This window comes from Caulobacter segnis (genome assembly GCF_003243465.1).
GTDB classification, from domain to species: Bacteria; Pseudomonadota; Alphaproteobacteria; order Caulobacterales; family Caulobacteraceae; genus Caulobacter; species Caulobacter segnis_A.
In genome coordinates, this window is the sequence record NZ_QFQZ01000023.1 from 30394 (window position 1) to 46492 (window position 16099).

At 69.9% G+C, this 16099-nt stretch carries 13 protein-coding genes and 1 pseudogene; 6 read left to right on the top strand and 8 right to left on the bottom strand.

Translation table 11 applies throughout. The annotated features are described in order from the left end of the window. Nucleotides 1-36: 36 nt before the first annotated feature. From DI526_RS09510 to DI526_RS09525, 4 genes are read right to left on the bottom strand one after another with little or no spacing between them, the layout of a single operon-like run. On the bottom strand, nucleotides 37-1236 hold the full coding sequence (locus DI526_RS09510) for a glycosyltransferase (protein WP_304276948.1): 1200 nt from the start codon (nucleotides 1234-1236) through the stop codon (nucleotides 37-39). Beyond that, a complete protein-coding gene (locus tag DI526_RS09515) occupies nucleotides 1212-2099 on the bottom strand; it encodes a hypothetical protein (RefSeq protein WP_304276950.1) in 888 nt (295 codons plus the stop codon). The genes DI526_RS09510 and DI526_RS09515 overlap by 25 nt, the downstream gene beginning before the upstream one ends. Continuing rightward, nucleotides 2096-3013: a hypothetical protein gene (locus DI526_RS09520; protein ID WP_304276953.1), complete on the bottom strand. Its 918-nt coding sequence runs from the start codon at nucleotides 3011-3013 to the stop codon at nucleotides 2096-2098. The genes DI526_RS09515 and DI526_RS09520 overlap by 4 nt, the downstream gene beginning before the upstream one ends. Further along, nucleotides 3010-4176, bottom strand: coding sequence for a glycosyltransferase (locus tag DI526_RS09525; protein WP_304276956.1), 1167 nt, complete (start codon nucleotides 4174-4176; stop codon nucleotides 3010-3012). The genes DI526_RS09520 and DI526_RS09525 overlap by 4 nt, the downstream gene beginning before the upstream one ends. A gap of 192 nt (nucleotides 4177-4368) precedes the next feature. On the opposite strand from DI526_RS09525, the gene DI526_RS09530 reads away from it, so the two are divergent. Together DI526_RS09530 and DI526_RS09535 are read left to right on the top strand one after the other, a co-directional pair. Further along, nucleotides 4369-5619, top strand: coding sequence for a glycosyltransferase family 1 protein (locus DI526_RS09530; RefSeq protein WP_304276959.1), 1251 nt, complete (start codon nucleotides 4369-4371; stop codon nucleotides 5617-5619). A gap of 18 nt (nucleotides 5620-5637) precedes the next feature. Further along, nucleotides 5638-6861: an LptF/LptG family permease gene (locus DI526_RS09535; RefSeq protein ID WP_304276962.1), complete on the top strand. Its 1224-nt coding sequence runs from the start codon at nucleotides 5638-5640 to the stop codon at nucleotides 6859-6861. 48 nt (nucleotides 6862-6909) lie between these two features. Here the strand turns inward: DI526_RS09535 and DI526_RS09540 are convergent, their stop codons facing one another. Both DI526_RS09540 and DI526_RS09545 read right to left on the bottom strand, forming a co-directional pair. After that, on the bottom strand, nucleotides 6910-7836 hold the full coding sequence (locus DI526_RS09540; protein WP_304276965.1) for an alpha/beta hydrolase: 927 nt from the start codon (nucleotides 7834-7836) through the stop codon (nucleotides 6910-6912). A gap of 54 nt (nucleotides 7837-7890) precedes the next feature. Next, nucleotides 7891-8295 (bottom strand): hypothetical protein, encoded by a 405-nt coding sequence (locus tag DI526_RS09545; RefSeq protein ID WP_304276967.1) that lies wholly within the window; start codon nucleotides 8293-8295, stop codon nucleotides 7891-7893. 154 nt (nucleotides 8296-8449) lie between these two features. Between DI526_RS09545 and DI526_RS09550 the strand changes: the two genes are divergently transcribed. The 3 genes and pseudogenes from DI526_RS09550 to DI526_RS23395 form a co-directional block, all read left to right on the top strand. Beyond that, the gene (locus DI526_RS09550) at nucleotides 8450-9169 is read left to right on the top strand and encodes a response regulator (RefSeq protein WP_304276969.1); all 720 of its coding nucleotides are present in this window, start codon (nucleotides 8450-8452) and stop codon (nucleotides 9167-9169) included. Then, nucleotides 9169-10539: a HAMP domain-containing sensor histidine kinase gene (locus DI526_RS09555; protein WP_304276972.1), complete on the top strand. Its 1371-nt coding sequence runs from the start codon at nucleotides 9169-9171 to the stop codon at nucleotides 10537-10539. The genes DI526_RS09550 and DI526_RS09555 overlap by 1 nt, the downstream gene beginning before the upstream one ends. A gap of 113 nt (nucleotides 10540-10652) precedes the next feature. Further along, a pseudogene (locus DI526_RS23395) lies at nucleotides 10653-10958 on the top strand (glycosyltransferase family 2 protein); the annotation flags it as partial. A 69-nt stretch (nucleotides 10959-11027) separates the two neighbouring features. On the opposite strand, the gene poxB reads toward DI526_RS23395, so the two are convergent. Continuing rightward, complete coding sequence (gene poxB, locus DI526_RS09565) at nucleotides 11028-12749, bottom strand: ubiquinone-dependent pyruvate dehydrogenase (protein ID WP_304276978.1); 1722 nt, start codon at nucleotides 12747-12749, stop codon at nucleotides 11028-11030. 207 nt (nucleotides 12750-12956) lie between these two features. Further along, nucleotides 12957-13982 (bottom strand): type 2 isopentenyl-diphosphate Delta-isomerase, encoded by a 1026-nt coding sequence (gene fni / locus DI526_RS09570; protein WP_304276981.1) that lies wholly within the window; start codon nucleotides 13980-13982, stop codon nucleotides 12957-12959. A 231-nt stretch (nucleotides 13983-14213) separates the two neighbouring features. On the opposite strand from fni, the gene DI526_RS09575 reads away from it, so the two are divergent. Beyond that, on the top strand, nucleotides 14214-15872 hold the full coding sequence (locus tag DI526_RS09575) for a S8 family serine peptidase (RefSeq protein WP_304276984.1): 1659 nt from the start codon (nucleotides 14214-14216) through the stop codon (nucleotides 15870-15872). The last annotated feature ends 227 nt before the right edge of the window (nucleotides 15873-16099 follow it).

Genomic DNA, 16099 nt, shown 5'->3' on the forward strand with positions numbered 1-16099 from the left:
TTTGACGAAGCCAGACGGTTCGGGCTTCGGGGTCCCCTAGCGCAGCCTGGCCTGCGCCGCGGTCGACCGGAGACGGGCGATGACCTCGAGATAGGCCTCGGAGGCGTCTTCCAGCGTGAACCGTTCGGCTTGTCGCAGGCTGAGATGGTCGTCCTGGGTCCCGGGCTTGGCCCTGGCGATCGCATCGGCGAGCGCCGCCTCGTCCCCCACCGCGACCAGCTGGCCCAGCGCGCCGTCCCCGAGCAGCGTGCGCATGCTGCGGCTGCAGTCGGTGGCCACGATCGGCAGGCCGGCGGCCAGCGCCTCCAGGATCACCGCCGGCACCCCCTCGTAGTCGGACGACAGAAGGAAGATGTCGAACGCGGGAAGCAGGGTCGCCGGCTCCGGATGATAGCCGAGGAACACGACCCGATCGTCCAGCCCCCGATCCTGCACGAGGCGCTCGAGCTTGCCGCGTTCCGGCCCCTCCCCGATCAGGGTGAGCGTGTCGCCGTTGCGAGCGCCGCGTTCGAAGGCCCCAAGCATCAGCGCGATGTTCTTCTGGGCCGTGAGCCGCGCCACGCCCACGAAACGCCGTCCGGCGCCGTCGGCGCGCGCGGGAGGGCGGCTCGACCGCAGCTGTTCGATCAGGGGCTTGGACAAGGCTGGATCGGGAATGATCGTGATCCGCTCGTCGGGCACGCCAAAGCCCTCCTCGATCTCGTCGGTCATCGGCGTCTCCATGCCGATGAAATGGTCGATATGGCGCCCCTGCGCCTTGAGCCACAGCCTATAGAAAAAGCGGAACCACCCGGGCTGGTCCTGGCGGTCGAGGTCGTTGCTCACCTTCAGCAGAATGGGCGGGCAGGCCCGGCCGAGCAGACATTTCAGCGCCACGGCCACGACGGCGTAGGTGTTGCCCGCGCAGAACAGGACATCGGGGCGGAGCCTGCGGACGGCCTGGGGAAGGGTCCAGATCATCCACAGCGTCTCCATCTTCGCCACGCCTCGCCCCGCATGGGGCGGCGAGACGAATGCGAGGTCCGCGCCGACGTCGCCGCGCATGTCGCCCGCGGCCCGTCCCACGAACAGCGGCGCGTCCACGCCCCGGGCGCGCCATCGCCGTACGAGCCGCAGGGCGATGCGCTCGACGCCGCCCGGCTCGAAGCTGTGCAGGAACGTCAGCACCCGGGGCGCGCCAACCAGACGTTCTGGCCCGTCATCGAGCGGCGTCATGAGCTCCCCCGCCGCGGCCATAGCGTTCGGTCGATCCGCTTGACGTCGAAGAAGGTGAGCGGACCGCAGGCCGACAGCGTGTGGAAGCCCTTCGAATAGGAGCCGACGCCGGGCGGCAGGCCCAGGGGGGCGGACGCCTCCGCCTCGAACCGCTCGGGGTCGAGCCGAAGGATCGCCAGCTTCCGGACGCCGCCGCCATAGGTGCGCGTGCAGTCCTGGACGGGCAGGCACGGCATGCCGTTCTCGATCCACGCCGTACCGCCGGGCCGGCTGGACGCCAGATCATCTCGGACGGGGTTTCCGGGGTGGGTTCGCCAGGGCCCGGTCAGGCGCTCGGCGAAGGCCAGATGCAGCCTGCCCTGCTTCCAGCGCTGCGACCCCGTCGGGGAATAGGCCAGCCACCACAGGCCGTCGTGCCGGAAAGGCGTGGCGTCGATCGCCGGGGTGTCCAGCGCCAGACGCGCGACCGGCTCCCAGATGTCGGGAAACGCCGCCGCGCGATACAGCGTGAGCGCGCCGGACCGATAGGCCTCGGGCAGCATCCAGGTCTCGCCTTCGGCCTCGAAGACCTGGGGATACGACAGGTGCCAAGGCTCCCTGAGCACCACGGTCCTGCTGATCGGCGCGAAGTTCGCGTCCAGCTCGATCCGGACGATCACGCCGTGACGGTCGCGATAGTCATAGGCTTCGGCGAACAGATGCAGCCGGCCGTCGCGCCAGACGCCGAACGGATCGGCGAGAAACTTCAGCCGCCCCTCCTCACCCAGCCAATGGACGCGCGCGTCCGGCGCGAAGCCGCGGCGCGCGAGGTCCGCGATCGGGGTCTCGACCAGGCCGATACGCCAGATGTCGCGCCCGGGGACCTTGAGCCTCCAGCCCATCATGAGCCACTCCAGAGTCGGCCGCGCGCCAGATCGCCGACGGCCAGGCCGATGGTCACGGCCAGATGCAGGCCCAGCGTGATGAACGCCAAGGTCGCCAACAGCACGGCGACGTCGGAGTGAGCCCCCAGGAGAAGCAGCATCAAGTTACCGAACACCAGGTCCTTGTTGGAGATCAGCGGAATGCGCGACACCAGGCAACGGATCGCCAGCAGCACCGTCCACTGGGCCATCGCGACCTCCGGCAGCGCCAGGCGCCAGACCCACAGCGTCAGGGCGGTCCAGGCGATCAGCCGCAGCGCGCTGACCCCCGCGACATAGAGCAGCTGCCGGCGCCCCAGCGAGAACACCTGTCGACCGAACACCAGCACGCCCAGCGAGATCGCCAGCGGGATCAGCCCTGACCACAGGGCGGGTCCCAGCCGCTGCGCGAAGTCGAGATTGCGCAGTTCGGTGATGCTGATCGCCGCCAGGACCAGGGTCAGAAGATTGCCGGCCAGGGCCGAGACGATATTGGCGTCCTTGATCGCCGCGAACGGGTTGGCGACGACGTTGGCGGCCCTTCGGGCCCAGACGTACAGATAGGCCTCGCCGCTATAGCCGAGCACGACCTCGTTGATCACGTTCTTGCGCAGCAAGGCGCGAAAGCCCGCCGGGGGCAGGTTCCAGAGCCGCCGGAAGACCAGAAAATCGAAGGCGGGCTGCACCAGATAGAGCAGCAGGACGCCAAGCCAGGCCAGCGGCGGGAGGCGCTGGAGAGTCTTGAAGATATCGACCGTCGTGCCCCCGAGCTGCAGCATGACGATGGCGACGAGCCCCACCGACAGCGCCACCCCGAGCCATAAGCCCAGTCGTCGCGGACCCTTGGTGGCGGCCGCCGCCTGCGGCTCCCCGAGACCTTGCGCGACCCCGCTCATGCGTGCGCGCTCGCGGCGATCGACCGGTAGTGCTCGAAAAGGTCGGCGAAGTGATCGACGTCCTGGCGCACGCCGGGCGCGGCGCCGACCGCCGCTGTCCGCAAGGCCACGGGATCTCGCGCCAACAGCCGGCGGATGGCGTCGGTGGCCGCCGTCAGGTCGCCGGCGCGATACACTTCCGAGGTCGCCGGCTGGGCCAGATGGGCGAAGCCGCCGCGGTCGGGACCCACCACCGGCACGCCCGACGCCATGGCCTCGGCGGGCACCAGGCCGAAGGTCTCTGACTCGCAGCCGTGGACGAGGATGTCGGCGCTGGCCAGGTGCGCGGCCAGAAGGGGGCGATCATGGATCGGCGGCAGGATCTTGACGTGAGGCCGTCCGGCGGCGGCGCGGGCCACCCGGACGCGGTCGATGCCGTCACCGATCAGCACCAAGGCGAGCGGCGCGGTGTCGCGCGCCCGCGTCACCGCCTCGATCATCATCGGCCAGCGTTTCTCGGGATGGAAGCGGCCGACGCCGAGCACCAGCCGCGCCTCCTCGGAACAGCCGCAGGCCGCAAGCAGGCGGGATCTCAAGCCCTCGTCGCGCAGGCTGGGCGAGAAGGCGCCGCGATCGATGCCCAGCGGCACACTCGCCACGTCCCTCACGCGCTGCCCCGAGAGCCGGTCGGCGAGCCAGCCCCCTCCCGTCACCACCGAATCGAAGCGGCTCGTCAGGCGGCGCAGATAGCTCCAGAACCAGCCAAAGAGCTGGTCGATGCGCTGAGGGCTTGCGACGGGGGCCAGCCAGCGTTGCGGATAGGATGCGACCGGGTCCGCGTGCACGAACATGGCGCGCGGCGTTCTTGTCGGCCAGCTGGCGACGATGGCCGCGCCGCGCCAGGGCGACGAGGCCTCGACCAGGTCCGGCGCCAGGGCGTCGAGCTGCCGATGCACCGGCCCCGCATCCCAGAACATCCGGTAGTTGGCGTCAAACGGCAGGCGCGGCGCGCGGACCTGGATCACCCCGCCCGAGGCGCGCGGCTCGAAACTATCCTGCGCCCCCGGCGCAATGACGAAGACCTCGTGCCCTAGCCGCGCGGCCACTTCGAACTTGCGGTCGATATAGGTTCGCACCCCGCCGCCGGTGGGCGAGTAGAACTCCGCGACATCCACAACCCGCATCGTGATTCCCGAAAAGACCCCGCACTCACCGCTACCCCGACAGCGTGACGGTGTGATGCAGGCGGCCGCCTTCACAAAAGGACGACACGATCCGGTGTAGGTCTCATCGAATTTTGGAATTCATTGCGGTGGTGGGGCAGGCGCGTCGTCCTTTGCGTTCGGGGACGGGCGGTCACGGGGAAGAGAACCAAGATGGATATCAGGCCGCTGACGCGCGCGCTTGGCGCGCGGCCGTTGCGCGTTGCGTTGTTCTCGGGAAACTACAACTACACCTTGGATGGCGCGAACAAGTCGCTGAACCGTCTCGTCGCCCATCTGGAAAGCCATTTGGGCGCGAAAGTGCGGGTCTATTCGCCCACATCGCCCACGCCCGCCTTCCCGCCGGCCGGCCAGTTGATCTCGGTGCCGTCGATCAAGATCCCCTTCCGGGGCGACTATCGTCTGGCGCTGGGCCTGTCCGAGGCGGCGCGGCGCGACGTCGAGGCCTTCCGCCCCGACCTCATCCACCTTTCGGCCCCCGACCTGCTGGGCTGGGCCGCGCTGCGGCTGGCCCGAGCCCGCAACATCCCGGCGGTCGCCAGCCTGCACACGCTGTTCGACAGCTATCTCGACTACTACGGCCTTGGCCTGCTGATGCCGCTGGTGCGGCGGCGGCTGTGGGCGTTTTACGGGTCCTGCGACTATGTGATGGCGCCGACCGAGGCGATCGGCGACGAGCTCAGGGCCCAGAAACTGCCGGCCCAGGTGCGCACCTGGGCGCGCGGCGTGGATCAAGAGCTGTTCCATCCGGGCCGCCGCAGCGAATCCTGGCGGCTGAGCCACGGCTTTGCGCGGGACCGTCCAGTGATCGTGTTCCTGGGCCGGATCGTCATGGAGAAGGGTCTGGCGTCCTTCGTCGAGGCCATCCACGCCATCGAGGCGCCCGGCCAGGCGCCCCAGGTCCTGGTGATCGGCGACGGCCCCGCGCGCGGCTGGTTTGAAGAGCGCCTTCCCGGGGCGGTGTTCACGGGCTTCCTGACCGGCGAGGCGCTCGCCACCGCGCTCGCCAGCGGCGACATCTTCCTCAATCCCAGCACGACCGAGACCTTCGGCAACGTGAATCTTGAGGCGATGGCGTGCGGCCTGGCCATGGTCTGCGCCGACGCGCCCAACACCCGCGCCCTGCTGCGGCACGGCCATAACGCCCGGCTCTGCTCAGGCCAGCCCGGCGCCTATGCCGAGGCGCTGAGCGCGCTGCTGGGCGACGACCAGCAGCGTCGCCGCCTGGGCGCCGCGGCGCTCCAGCGCAGCGCCGCCTATCGCTGGACCGAAATCCTTGACGAGGTGGTCGAGGTCTATGCCGAGGCCCTGGGCGCGCGTCAGGCGGCGCCGGCCTTCCGATCGCCGAAGGTCCGGCGGCCCGTCCTGGCCGATCCGCCGCCCGCCAGCCTGCAAGCGCCATAAGACGCGCGCCGCATCTCCATGTTCCCGACCACGCTCGACCGATACCTGCTCCGGCGAACGTTCACGCCGATGACGGCCGTTCTGACCAGCACCATGGTGGCGTTCCTGATGGAACGCCTCATGCGGTCCTTTCAGCTGCTGTCGCAGACCACCGACGGCTTCAAGTTTCTCAGCGAGCTGCTGGTCAACCTGCTCCCGCACTATGTCGGCTTGACCTTGCCCGGCGGCTTCTTCATCGGCCTGTTCGTCGTCATCAACGGCGTCAGCAAGAGTTCGGAGATCGACGCGATCCTGGCCAGCGGCGTCTCGCTGGGGCGTTTCGCGGCGCCGTTCGTCGGGCTGGGCGTTCTGCTGATGGCCTTCAGCGTGCTGCTGTTCGGCTTCGTGCAGCCCTACAGCCGCTACGGCTATCATGCGGTGCTGCACGCCGCCGAGAAGGCCGGATGGAACGGCGACGTGCGCCCCAAGGCCCTGCTCTCGACCGGCCCGCTCCTTCTTACCGCCGATCGCGCCGACGCCAGCGGCAGCCGCCTGGAGCACGTGTTCATTCGCAAGATCGGCCCCGACGGGCGCGAGGACATCCTGACGGCGCGCTCCGCCATCGTCCTGAGGGACCCCGGCGACCGAAGCGTCACCCTGGCCCTGCGGGACGGCCGCCAAGTCAGCACGACGCACGACCAGCAGACCTATGTCGCCGATTTCGCCAAGTTCTCCTTCGATGTTCCGCTGTCGCTGGCGGGCAAGTCGTTTCGGGTCAGGGGCGACGACGTCAGCGAGCTGACGCTGCTCGAACTGGCGCAAATGGGGTTCGGCGGGAACAGGACCGCCCTGCCCCGGCAGGTGCTGCTGGCCGAGCTCTACGCCCGACTGTCACGGGCGCTCGTACTGCCCCTGCTGCCCCTGCTGGCCATCCCGCTGGGCCTCAGCGCCAAACGAGCGGGCGCCGGCTCGGCCATGGCCGTCGGCGCCCTACTGCTGTTCTTCTTCGAGACCTCGATGATCCTGGGCCAGGCCATGGCGTCCGGCGCGCGCCTGCCGGCCCTGCTGACGATCGGCGCGCCGGCCGTGCTCTTCGCCACGATCTGCATCGCAACCTGGATCGTCAGCCGCAATCGTCCCGGCGAAAACCCTGTCAGCTGGATGATCGGTCACATGTCCGCGCTCGCCGCGGCGATCGTGCTCGCGCTGAGAGGCCGCCGAGCCGGCCTTCGACGTCGGTTGTCTTCGAGTCGATCGCGTTGACGAAGCGCATCTCGAAGCGGCCGCCTTGGCGTCCTTGGCGCGTGACGCCTAGGGCCGCAGCGTCTCGGCGATGAACCTGTCCACGGCGTCGGTGTAGGCGCCGGGCAGGCCGAGCGTACGGTTGATGTCGGCGTGGGTCAGGTCCTGAGGCAGGACCGGCATCGCGACGCCCGAGCGCTGGGCCAGGGCCTGGAAGGCGCGGGCGTCGTCGCACGGCTTGTCGGGGCGCCTGGTCGAGCACACCAGGAACATCGGCTCGGCCGACGGCGTCCACTGGTCCATCGGCGAGGCCTTGGCCCACTCGGCCGGATCAGGCCCGAAAGCCTCGTCGTAGAACTTCGGATGGCGACCGGCCATGGTCGACGAGACCTTCATCACCGCCGAGTCCAGCACCACCGTGCCGGCCCAGCGCTGGCCCACCATCGACGGCTTGGACGACAGCAGCGCGACCAGATGCGCGCCCGCCGAGTGGCCCATCAGGATGATCTTGCGGTTGGCGCCGCCCCAGTCCTCCGCATAGGCCTGAACCCATTGAAGAGCCTCGGCCACGTCCTGCGCCTGTTCGTAGGCCATGGCCTTGGGCAGCAGGCGATAGTTGACGCTGACGACGATGAAGCCCTTGGGCAGCCAATGCTTGAGCTTGTTCTCGATCGAGCCGGTGTTGGCCTTGTCGCCGATCTTCCACGCCCCGCCATGCACCATGACCAGGATCGGCGCGTCGCGCAGCTTGCCCGGCGGGAGGTAGACGTCCAGGGCCTGGGCCGGATCGGTTCCGTAATGCTGCTCCAGCTTGCGGGCGCCGGGCAGGATGGCCTGCAGGTCGATCGGGCGTTCCGCCTCGGCCCTCTTGGCCTCCAGGCGTTCGGCGATGCGCTCGCGCATCTTGCCGCGAAGGCCGATCTGGGCGTCGGCTGCGCTGGTGGCGGCCAGGGCGACGACGGCGGCGGTCAGCAGGGTGGTCAAAGATTTCTGCAAGGCGGGTCTCCCGGAAGGGGGCCGGCGCGGGGGCGCGCGCCGGCCCTGTGACGGTCAGGGACGGCTCGCGACGCCGCTGACCGAACGGGTGTCGCCGTTGTAGCCGGTGCGGCTGGCGCTGTAGCTATAGGAGCCGTCGCCATTGTTCACGATGCTCGTCGCACGGTTGGTCGAGGCGCCGTTGTTCAAGGTTCGCGACGCGCCGCCCGAATAGACGCCGCCGCCCCAACTGGCGCTGCGCTGGCTGGCGACGCCATAGCCTGCGTTGGTCTGCGTCCCGCGCGACACCGACACCGCGCCAGGCTGGCGGCTGACGTGGCGGTCATGGACATAGCCGCCGCCGTGCGAGCCCTGGACGCGGACGGTGCGGCCGTGCTGGCCGGCCTCGGCGGCGGGCGCGATGGCGATGAACAGGGCCGCGGCGGTCAGGCCAGCGGCGGGGAAAATGGACTTGCGCATGGTGTCTCCGTCTATGGAGTGACGTCCCTCGTCCCAGGCAGAAGACACCAACCCTGGCGCGTCGTGATGTTCCGGGGTCAACGAAACGTATCGAAATGTAATCGCCACCCGCGCGGCCTTTTCCGCGCCGCCTCGCTGAGGCAAGGCTTGGGCCATGATCGACAACACCCTGATCGCGGTCGTCGAGGATGACGCGGAGATCCGCGACCTGACATTGGGCCTGCTGCGGCGGGAGGGCTGGGAGGCCGTGGGCTGCGAGGACGCCGCGGCCTTCGATCGCCTGGCCGCGCGCCGCCGGGTGGATCTGGCGCTGCTCGATATCATGATGCCGGGCGAGGATGGCTTGTCGCTTTGCCGGCGCCTGCGGGCCGCCGGCGACACCCCGATCCTGATGGTCACGGCCAAGGGCGACGACATCGACCGCGTGGTCGGGCTGGAGATCGGCGCCGACGACTACCTGACCAAGCCCTATGTGCCGCGCGAGCTGCTGGCCCGCATCCGCGCCATCCTGCGCCGCACCCGCCAGACCCACCGCGTCGCCGCCGCCCCCCCGGGCGAGATCTACGGCTTCGCCGGCTGGCGGCTGGATTCGGCCAGCCGCGACCTCTTCGATCCGGAGGGACGCGCGATCATCCTGACAGGCGGCGAGCACGACCTGCTGATGGCCTTCCTGCGCCACGCCCAGCGCGTGCTGAGCCGCGACCAGCTGCTGGACTGGACGCGCGGCCGCAGCGCCACGCCCTATGACCGCTCGGTCGATGTCCTGCTGGGCCGGCTGCGCAGAAAGCTGGCCTCGGGCGTCGGCGGCGAAGGATTGATCAAGACCGTGCGCGGCGGCGGCTACCTGTTCAGTCCGCCGGTCGAGCGCCTCTGATGGCGCTGCTCGACAACCTGTCCTCCCGCATCGCCGCCATCCTGCTGGGCGGACTGATGGTTCTCCTGATGCTGGGCGCCGCCCTGCTGATCTGGCCATCCGATAGCGGCGGCGGGGTGCGCTTCTACCAACTGCCCCAGCCGGCCGAGGCGGTGGCGATGGTCGAGGCGCTGGACGCCTCGCCGCCGTCGGCCCGACCGGCGGTGATCAGGGCCCTGGGCGCCGGAGTGATCCGCGCGGCGCTCGACGCGGACTTTCCCCCGCCCCTGAGCCGAGCGCGCCCGGCCGACGCCCGCGATCCCGGCTACGCAAGCTACGCCCGCGCCCTGGCGGGGCGCGATTGGCGGATCGAGGTGCGGCGCGGCGGGCGACTTCGCGACGGCTTCATGCCCGGCCGCGCGGCCCTGCGCCTGTCGGTGCGGCTGCAGGACGGTTCGGTGCTGACCCTGCGCCGGCGCGCCCCGGAGGCGGCCCGTCGCTATCTGGGGCGCGTCATCCTGGCCTGCGCCGCCCTCTTGGCGGTGACCCTGCTGATGATCCTGGTCGCCGTGCGCCAGACGACCCGGCCGGTCGAGAGCCTGGCGCGGGCCGTGGCCCGGTTCGGCGACGACCTGGACGCCGCGCCGCTGCCGCCCGGCGGGCCGCGCGAGATCCGCGAGCTCTCGGACGCCTTCAACACCATGCGCGGGCGGATTCGGGGGCTGGTCGACGAGCGCACCCGCATGCTGGCCGCCATCGCCCACGACCTGCGCACCTACCTGACGCGCCTGACCCTGCGAACCGAGTTCATCGCCGATCCACAGCAACGGGAGAAGGCCGCCAAGGACCTCGCCGAGATGTCCCAGCTGCTGGACGACACCCTGCTATTCGCCCGCCAGGAGGCCGGGCGGGGCCATGGCGCGCGGCCCGTGGATGCCCGCGCCGAACTCGAGAGCCTGGCCGCCCTGCGCGCCGAGTTGGGCCAGATCCTGACGGTGGCGCCCGGTCCGGCGGTGACCGTCCTGGTCTCGCCGGTCGCCTTGCGGCGGATGCTGAACAATCTGGTCGACAACGCCTTCGCCTACGGCGGCGCGGTCACTTTGGAGCTCGAGGCGGCCGGTGGAGAGGCGCGCATCGCGGTGCTGGACCGCGGTCCGGGCCTGTCCGACGCGATCCTGGACCGCGTCACCGCGCCGTTCGCGCGTGGCGAGGGCTCGCGAAATCGCCGCACGGGCGGCGCGGGCCTTGGCCTCTCGATCGTTCAAGCTCTCGCCCAGGCGCACGGCGGTCGGCTTATCCTGGCTCACCGAGACGGCGGCGGGCTGGCGGCGACGGTGGTGCTGCCGACCGTGCGGACGGGCCCTGAAGCCGGCGGCGACGCGCCGTCCTAATCAGCCCGGCGCGGGAAATATCTTCGGCTTTGCTCAAGGCGCCCGGAGCGCGCGCACCCCATCAAGACGAGCGAAAGGTTTATCCGCTAGACCACACGTCTGCTTGAGCGGACATGGACTCTGGGGCCGCCTTGTTGACGGAAACTTGGTCCGATGGCCCAGCGGCGCCGTTGGCGTCAGTCCTGATCGTCACCTTCAACCATCTCGACCTGATCGAGACGGCGCTCGAGAGCGCCTACGGCCAGATCGCGGACTTCCCGATCGAGGTGATCATCAGCGAGGATGCGTCGACGGACGGAACCCGCGAGCGCGTCCTCGCCTGGGCCGCCCGACACCCGGATCGTACGCGCCTGCTGCTGTCCGACCATAACCTGAAGAGCAACGAGGTCGTCCGCCGAGGCTTTCACGCGGCCCGCGGCAAGTATGTCGCCCTTCTGGATGGCGACGACTACTGGACCGCGCCGGACAAGTTGGCGAGGCATGGGCCGTCAGCGCTTGAGGTTGACCTTGGCCAAGTCGATCAGCTCGGCGGCGCGGCCGTCCAGAACCGCCTTCAGGGCGAAGACACCAAACTTGTGGGCCTCCTCCAGCGTGATCTTGGGCGGCATGACCAGTTCCTGGCGGGCGGTGACGACATCGACCAGGGCGGGCCCGTCATGGGCGAAGGCCTCGGCGATGCCCGCCTGAAGATCCTGCGCGCGCTCAATCCGCACGCCCTTGACGCCCATCGCCTGCGCCATGGCCGCGAAGTTGGGGTTTTGCAGGTTGACGGCGGTGTCGAGGAAGCCGCCCGCCTTCATCTCCATCTCGACGAAGCCCAGCGTGCCGTTGTTGAGCACGACGACCTTCACAGGCAAGCCGAGCTGCGAAAGGCTGATGAAATCGCCCATCATCATCGAGAACCCGCCGTCGCCCGACAGCGACACGACCTGGCGTCCCGGGAAGGCCGACTGCGCGCCGATCGCCTGCAGCATGGCGTTGGCCATCGAGCCGTGGTTGAACGAGCCCAGCAATCGGCGCTCGCCGTCCAGCCGCAGATAGCGCGCCGCCCAGACCGTAGGTGTGCCCACGTCACAGGTGAAGACCGCGTCCTTGGCCGCCAGCTCGCTGACGATGCGGGTCACTTGCTGGGGGTGAACCTCGCTGGGCTTGTCGGGAATCTGAGCCAAGGCGTCGAGGCCGTCCTGGGCCTTGGCGTAATGCGCGAGGGCCGCGTCGAGGAAGCTTCGGTCGGCCTTGCGCTCAAGGCGCGGCAGCAGCGCGCGGAGGGTTTCGCCGACGTCGCCCAGCAGGCCCAAGTCCAGGCGACTACGGTTGCCGAGGGCTTCGGGGCTGATGTCGATTTGCGCGACCCTGGCCTTGTCCGGATAGAACTGGCGATAGGGAAAGCCCGATCCCAGGATCACCAGGGTGTCGCAGTCTTTCATCGCTGCGTAGCCGGACGAGAAGCCGATGAAGCCGGTCATGCCGACATCGAAGGGATTGTCGTGCTCAATCGCCTCCTTGCCCCGCAGAGCGTGGACGATCGGCGCCTTCAACGCCTCGGCCAGGGCCAGCACCTCGGACCTCGCCGCGGCGCAGCCGACTCCGCACAGCAGGGTCACGCGCTTGGCGCCGTTCAGCAGGTCGGCGAGGGCTTCGACCTGGTCGACCGGCGGGATCACGCGCGGCGCCGCCGGGGCGATCCAGGTCGGCGGCTTGGCGTCAAGCTTCTCCAAGGCCACGTCGCCGGAGATCACCACCACCGCTACGCCACGCCGGGCGACCGCCACGCGCATGGCCCGCTCCAGCACCTGGGGCAGCATGTTCGGCTGCGACACGAGCTCCACATAGTGACTGCACTCCTTGAACAGGCTCTCGGGGTGCGTCGCCTGGAAGTAGTCGATGCCGATCTCACTGCTGGGGATGTGAGCGGCGATGGCCAGCACCGGCGCGCAGCTGCGCTGGGCGTCGAACAGGCCGTTGATCAGGTGCAGGTTCCCCGGCCCGCAACTGCCCGCGCACACCGCCAGGCCGCCCGTTAGCTGGGCCTCGGCTCCAGCGGCGAAGGCGGCGGCCTCCTCGTGGCGCATGTGGACCCATTCGATCCTGTCCCGAGCCCGCAAAGCCTCTGTGAAACCGTTGAGCGAGTCGCCCGCGACTCCATAGACGCGCTCGACGCCGGCGGCTTCCAGGGTTTCGGCGAGGAAATGGGCGGCGGTTGCGGTCATCGAACAAGCACTCCTTTGCGACCTCGCCCATGGACCCGGTCGCGGTGAACGGCCGCCATTATTTGTACGGAAGATGTCCACGTCTTGTCCGCCATCGTCGTGGAAAGGCGGCGCCTGACGTTGGAGCGTCTCCAGGAACTGGACGCTCGTCCGCTCTGCGGAGCGAACATCACAAGGTCGGGGCGCGCGAGCCCATGCCGCCGGCCGCTAGGACCACAGGCGAACCCGTCGCAGGAGCTCGATGTCGCGAGCGCCGGCGCTGAAGCAGGCGATGCGCAGCTGCCGAGTCATGATCTCGAAGTGGCGGACAACCGCCTCTGTCGACTCGAGCGCCGCCTGCAGCACCCGTCCAGCCTGGCCCACGACATCGGCGCCGAGCCGAAGCGCCTTGGCGGCGTCGACGCCGTTGCGGATGCCCCCCGACCCGACCAGCGGCGTTCCAGGACACGCCGCGCGGACCTCCCGCAACGCTTCGGGGGTCGTCAGGCCCCAGCCCGCGAAGGCCTGCCCGACGGCGCGGTCGCGCGGGTCCAAGGCGCGATCGGCCTCGATCTGCGCCCACTGCGTCCCGCCGGCGCCGGCCACGTCAAGGGCCGTGACCCCCGCATCGACCAGCCGCCGCGCCACCGAAGCCGACAGGCCGAACCCGACCTCCTTGGCGATCACCGGCCGCCCCAAGGCGCCGGCCAGCACGCCGATCGCGTCCAGCACGCCCCGCCAGTCGGTGTCGCCCGCAGGCTGGATGGCCTCCTGCAAGGGATTGAGGTGGATGACGACGCCGTCGGCCTCGATCATGTCGATAGCCCGCCGCGCCAGGTCCAATCCGCCAGGCTGCGCCAGCTGCGCGCCGCCCAGGTTGGCCAGCAGCAGGACGTGCGGCGCGCGTAGGCGAAGCTCGCGATCGAAGCCGGCGGATCCCGCGCCCTCCAGCGCCACCCGTTGCGAGCCGACGGCCAGCGCGACGCCCAGCGCCTCAGCGGCCTCGGCCAGATGGGCGTTGATCGCGCCCCCTCGATGAGGCCCGCCCGTCATCGAGCTGACCAGAAAAGGAGCTGCCAGCCGGGCGCCTAGAAACGTGACGGACAGGTCGACCTCGGCGAGATCGAGCTCGGGCGTGGCGCAAGGCTCCAGCCGCAAGGCGTCGAAAGGGCTGGCGTTGACCACCGCCGCCTGGCGCAACGCCAGATCAAGGTGCTCGTCCTTGCGCCTCAGGATAGCCGCAGGTTCCGTCATGCCCCCTCCCGGACCGACTTATGCAATTATGACGAGAACAATCGCCGTTTCAGCGCTATCGTGGAGCGCGATCTGGGCGGGGCGACCTCGCCACCGCCTTTTTCAGCATAACCTCATAAAGGGAATTATCCACCAATACTCTTATTGCTTGCAATTTTACCCGTTCGCGTTAACCTCTGCTCAAGAAAAGGGGTGGAGCGGATGTACCCAAGCAGCGCGACGATGCGCGATGTGCGCTCCGCTCCCTCGCCCAAGCTCGGGGGTCGCCTCTACTGGTCGTTGAGGCGCGAGGCCGAGGCTCTGGTTCAACTGGAGAGCGCCGGCCAAGGCGTCACGATCGCGATACTGGACGGCGCCTTGGACCGCGGCCATCCGGCCTTCGCGCAGGCGGATCTCAAGCCGGGGTTCTTTACCTCCGCCAGAAGCGGCGGCGCCGCGATCCAACACGGAACCGCGGTGGCCAGCCTGATCCTCGGTCGAGGCCCCAGCGGCGGCGGCCTGGCGCCGAAGGCGACGGGCCTGCCGATCACGATTTACGGCGGCGACGGCAATGTCGGCGTGCTGCCCTGCTCGCAGGACGACCTGGCGACGGCGCTGGAGGCCGCCCTCGCCGCCTCTGCGGAGATCATCAACATCAGCGGTGGCGGGTTCGACGCCAGCGGCGCGCCGTCGCCGCGCCTCGCCAGCGTCCTTGCCGCCTGCGCGCGTGCTGGCGTGGCGGTGATCGCCGCGGCGGGCAACGACGGCTGCGCCTGCCCGCATGTGCCGGCGGCCTCGCCTGGCGTCCTGGCCATCGGCGCCCTCAGCGACGACGGGCATCCCCTGGCCAGCAGCAACTGGGGCGACGCCTATCGCGGGCACAGCCTGGCGGCGCCGGGCGCGCGCCTGCCCGCGGCCGAGGCGTTCGGCGGCTGGGCGGAATATGCAGGGACCAGCTATGCGACGGCTCTCGCCAGCGGTCTGGCGGCCAAGCTGCTCTCGGGCGCCCGCCGGCGGCGGCCGGACCTGCGCGGCGCCGACGTCATCGAGGCCCTTCTGCGGACGGCGCGGCCGCCCGAGGGCGCATGGAGCGTCCAGCATCTGGGCGGAACCCTGGATCCGCGCGCGGCGCTGGACTGGCTGAACACGCCGCGCCGCCCCGCTTCGGGAAGCGTCCGCCCGACGGGCGGCCCGGGCGAGGCCGCCATGGCCGCCGCGGCTCTGAGCCCCAGCGGCGAAGGCTGCGCCGACAGCGAGCGCGTCTACGCGGTCGCCGCCCTGGCGGTGGCGCGGTCGGAGAACGCCGAGGGCTCCGTAGCTGAGCTCATGCGCGCCGCGCCCAGCCCAGCGGTCCGAGCCGCCATCCAGGAGGGCCGGATTCACGAGCCAGGCTGGACCTGGAGCCTCAACAGCGGCGGCCGTCCGATCTTGATCCTCCAGCCGGACGGCGCTTTCGCCCGCGAGAACACCGACTGGCTCGCCGCCGCGATCCAGCGCCAATGGGCGGGCGAGGCCTGCCGGATCGCGGTCGCCGGCTGGATCAGCGGCGTCCACCGCAAGACGGGACTGCCGATCCTGCGTCCAGAGCGGCTCGGCCTGGCCGCATGGCCCCGGGCGTCCCAGCCGCTGGCGCGCATGACGCGCGGCGCGGGTCGGACCGGCGTCGATCGCGCCTTGAACTTCGCGCTGACCCGCCTGGCTTCGGAAAAGCCCGTCAGCGCCCTACAGCCGGCCAGCGCCACGGTGCTGCCGTCCGCGCTGGGACGGCCGCAGTCGCACGAGACCGCGGTCGCCTTCTTCGACCCGCTGCATCGTCTCAGCGCGGGCCGCAAGATCTGGCGCGCGACCGTCGACGTCTCCGACGTCCTGCCGGTCATTGTCGATGGTCCGCACGAGTACTGGACTTCTTAAGCGTCGGGGGCGCCGCACCCCATCCGCGGCGAACAACCATCAGATCTGAAGAAGGAGATGCTCATGACACCGTTTCTCGCTCCGCCTTCCCATCGCGCCATCACCGGCGCGCTGCCCGGCGTCATCTTTCCGTCGACGGACAACACCTGCGGTTGCTCCGGCGACCAGACCTACAATAAGTGCGGGGTGAGCAGTAACAACTGCTCTCCAGGCTATTACCCGGAGTG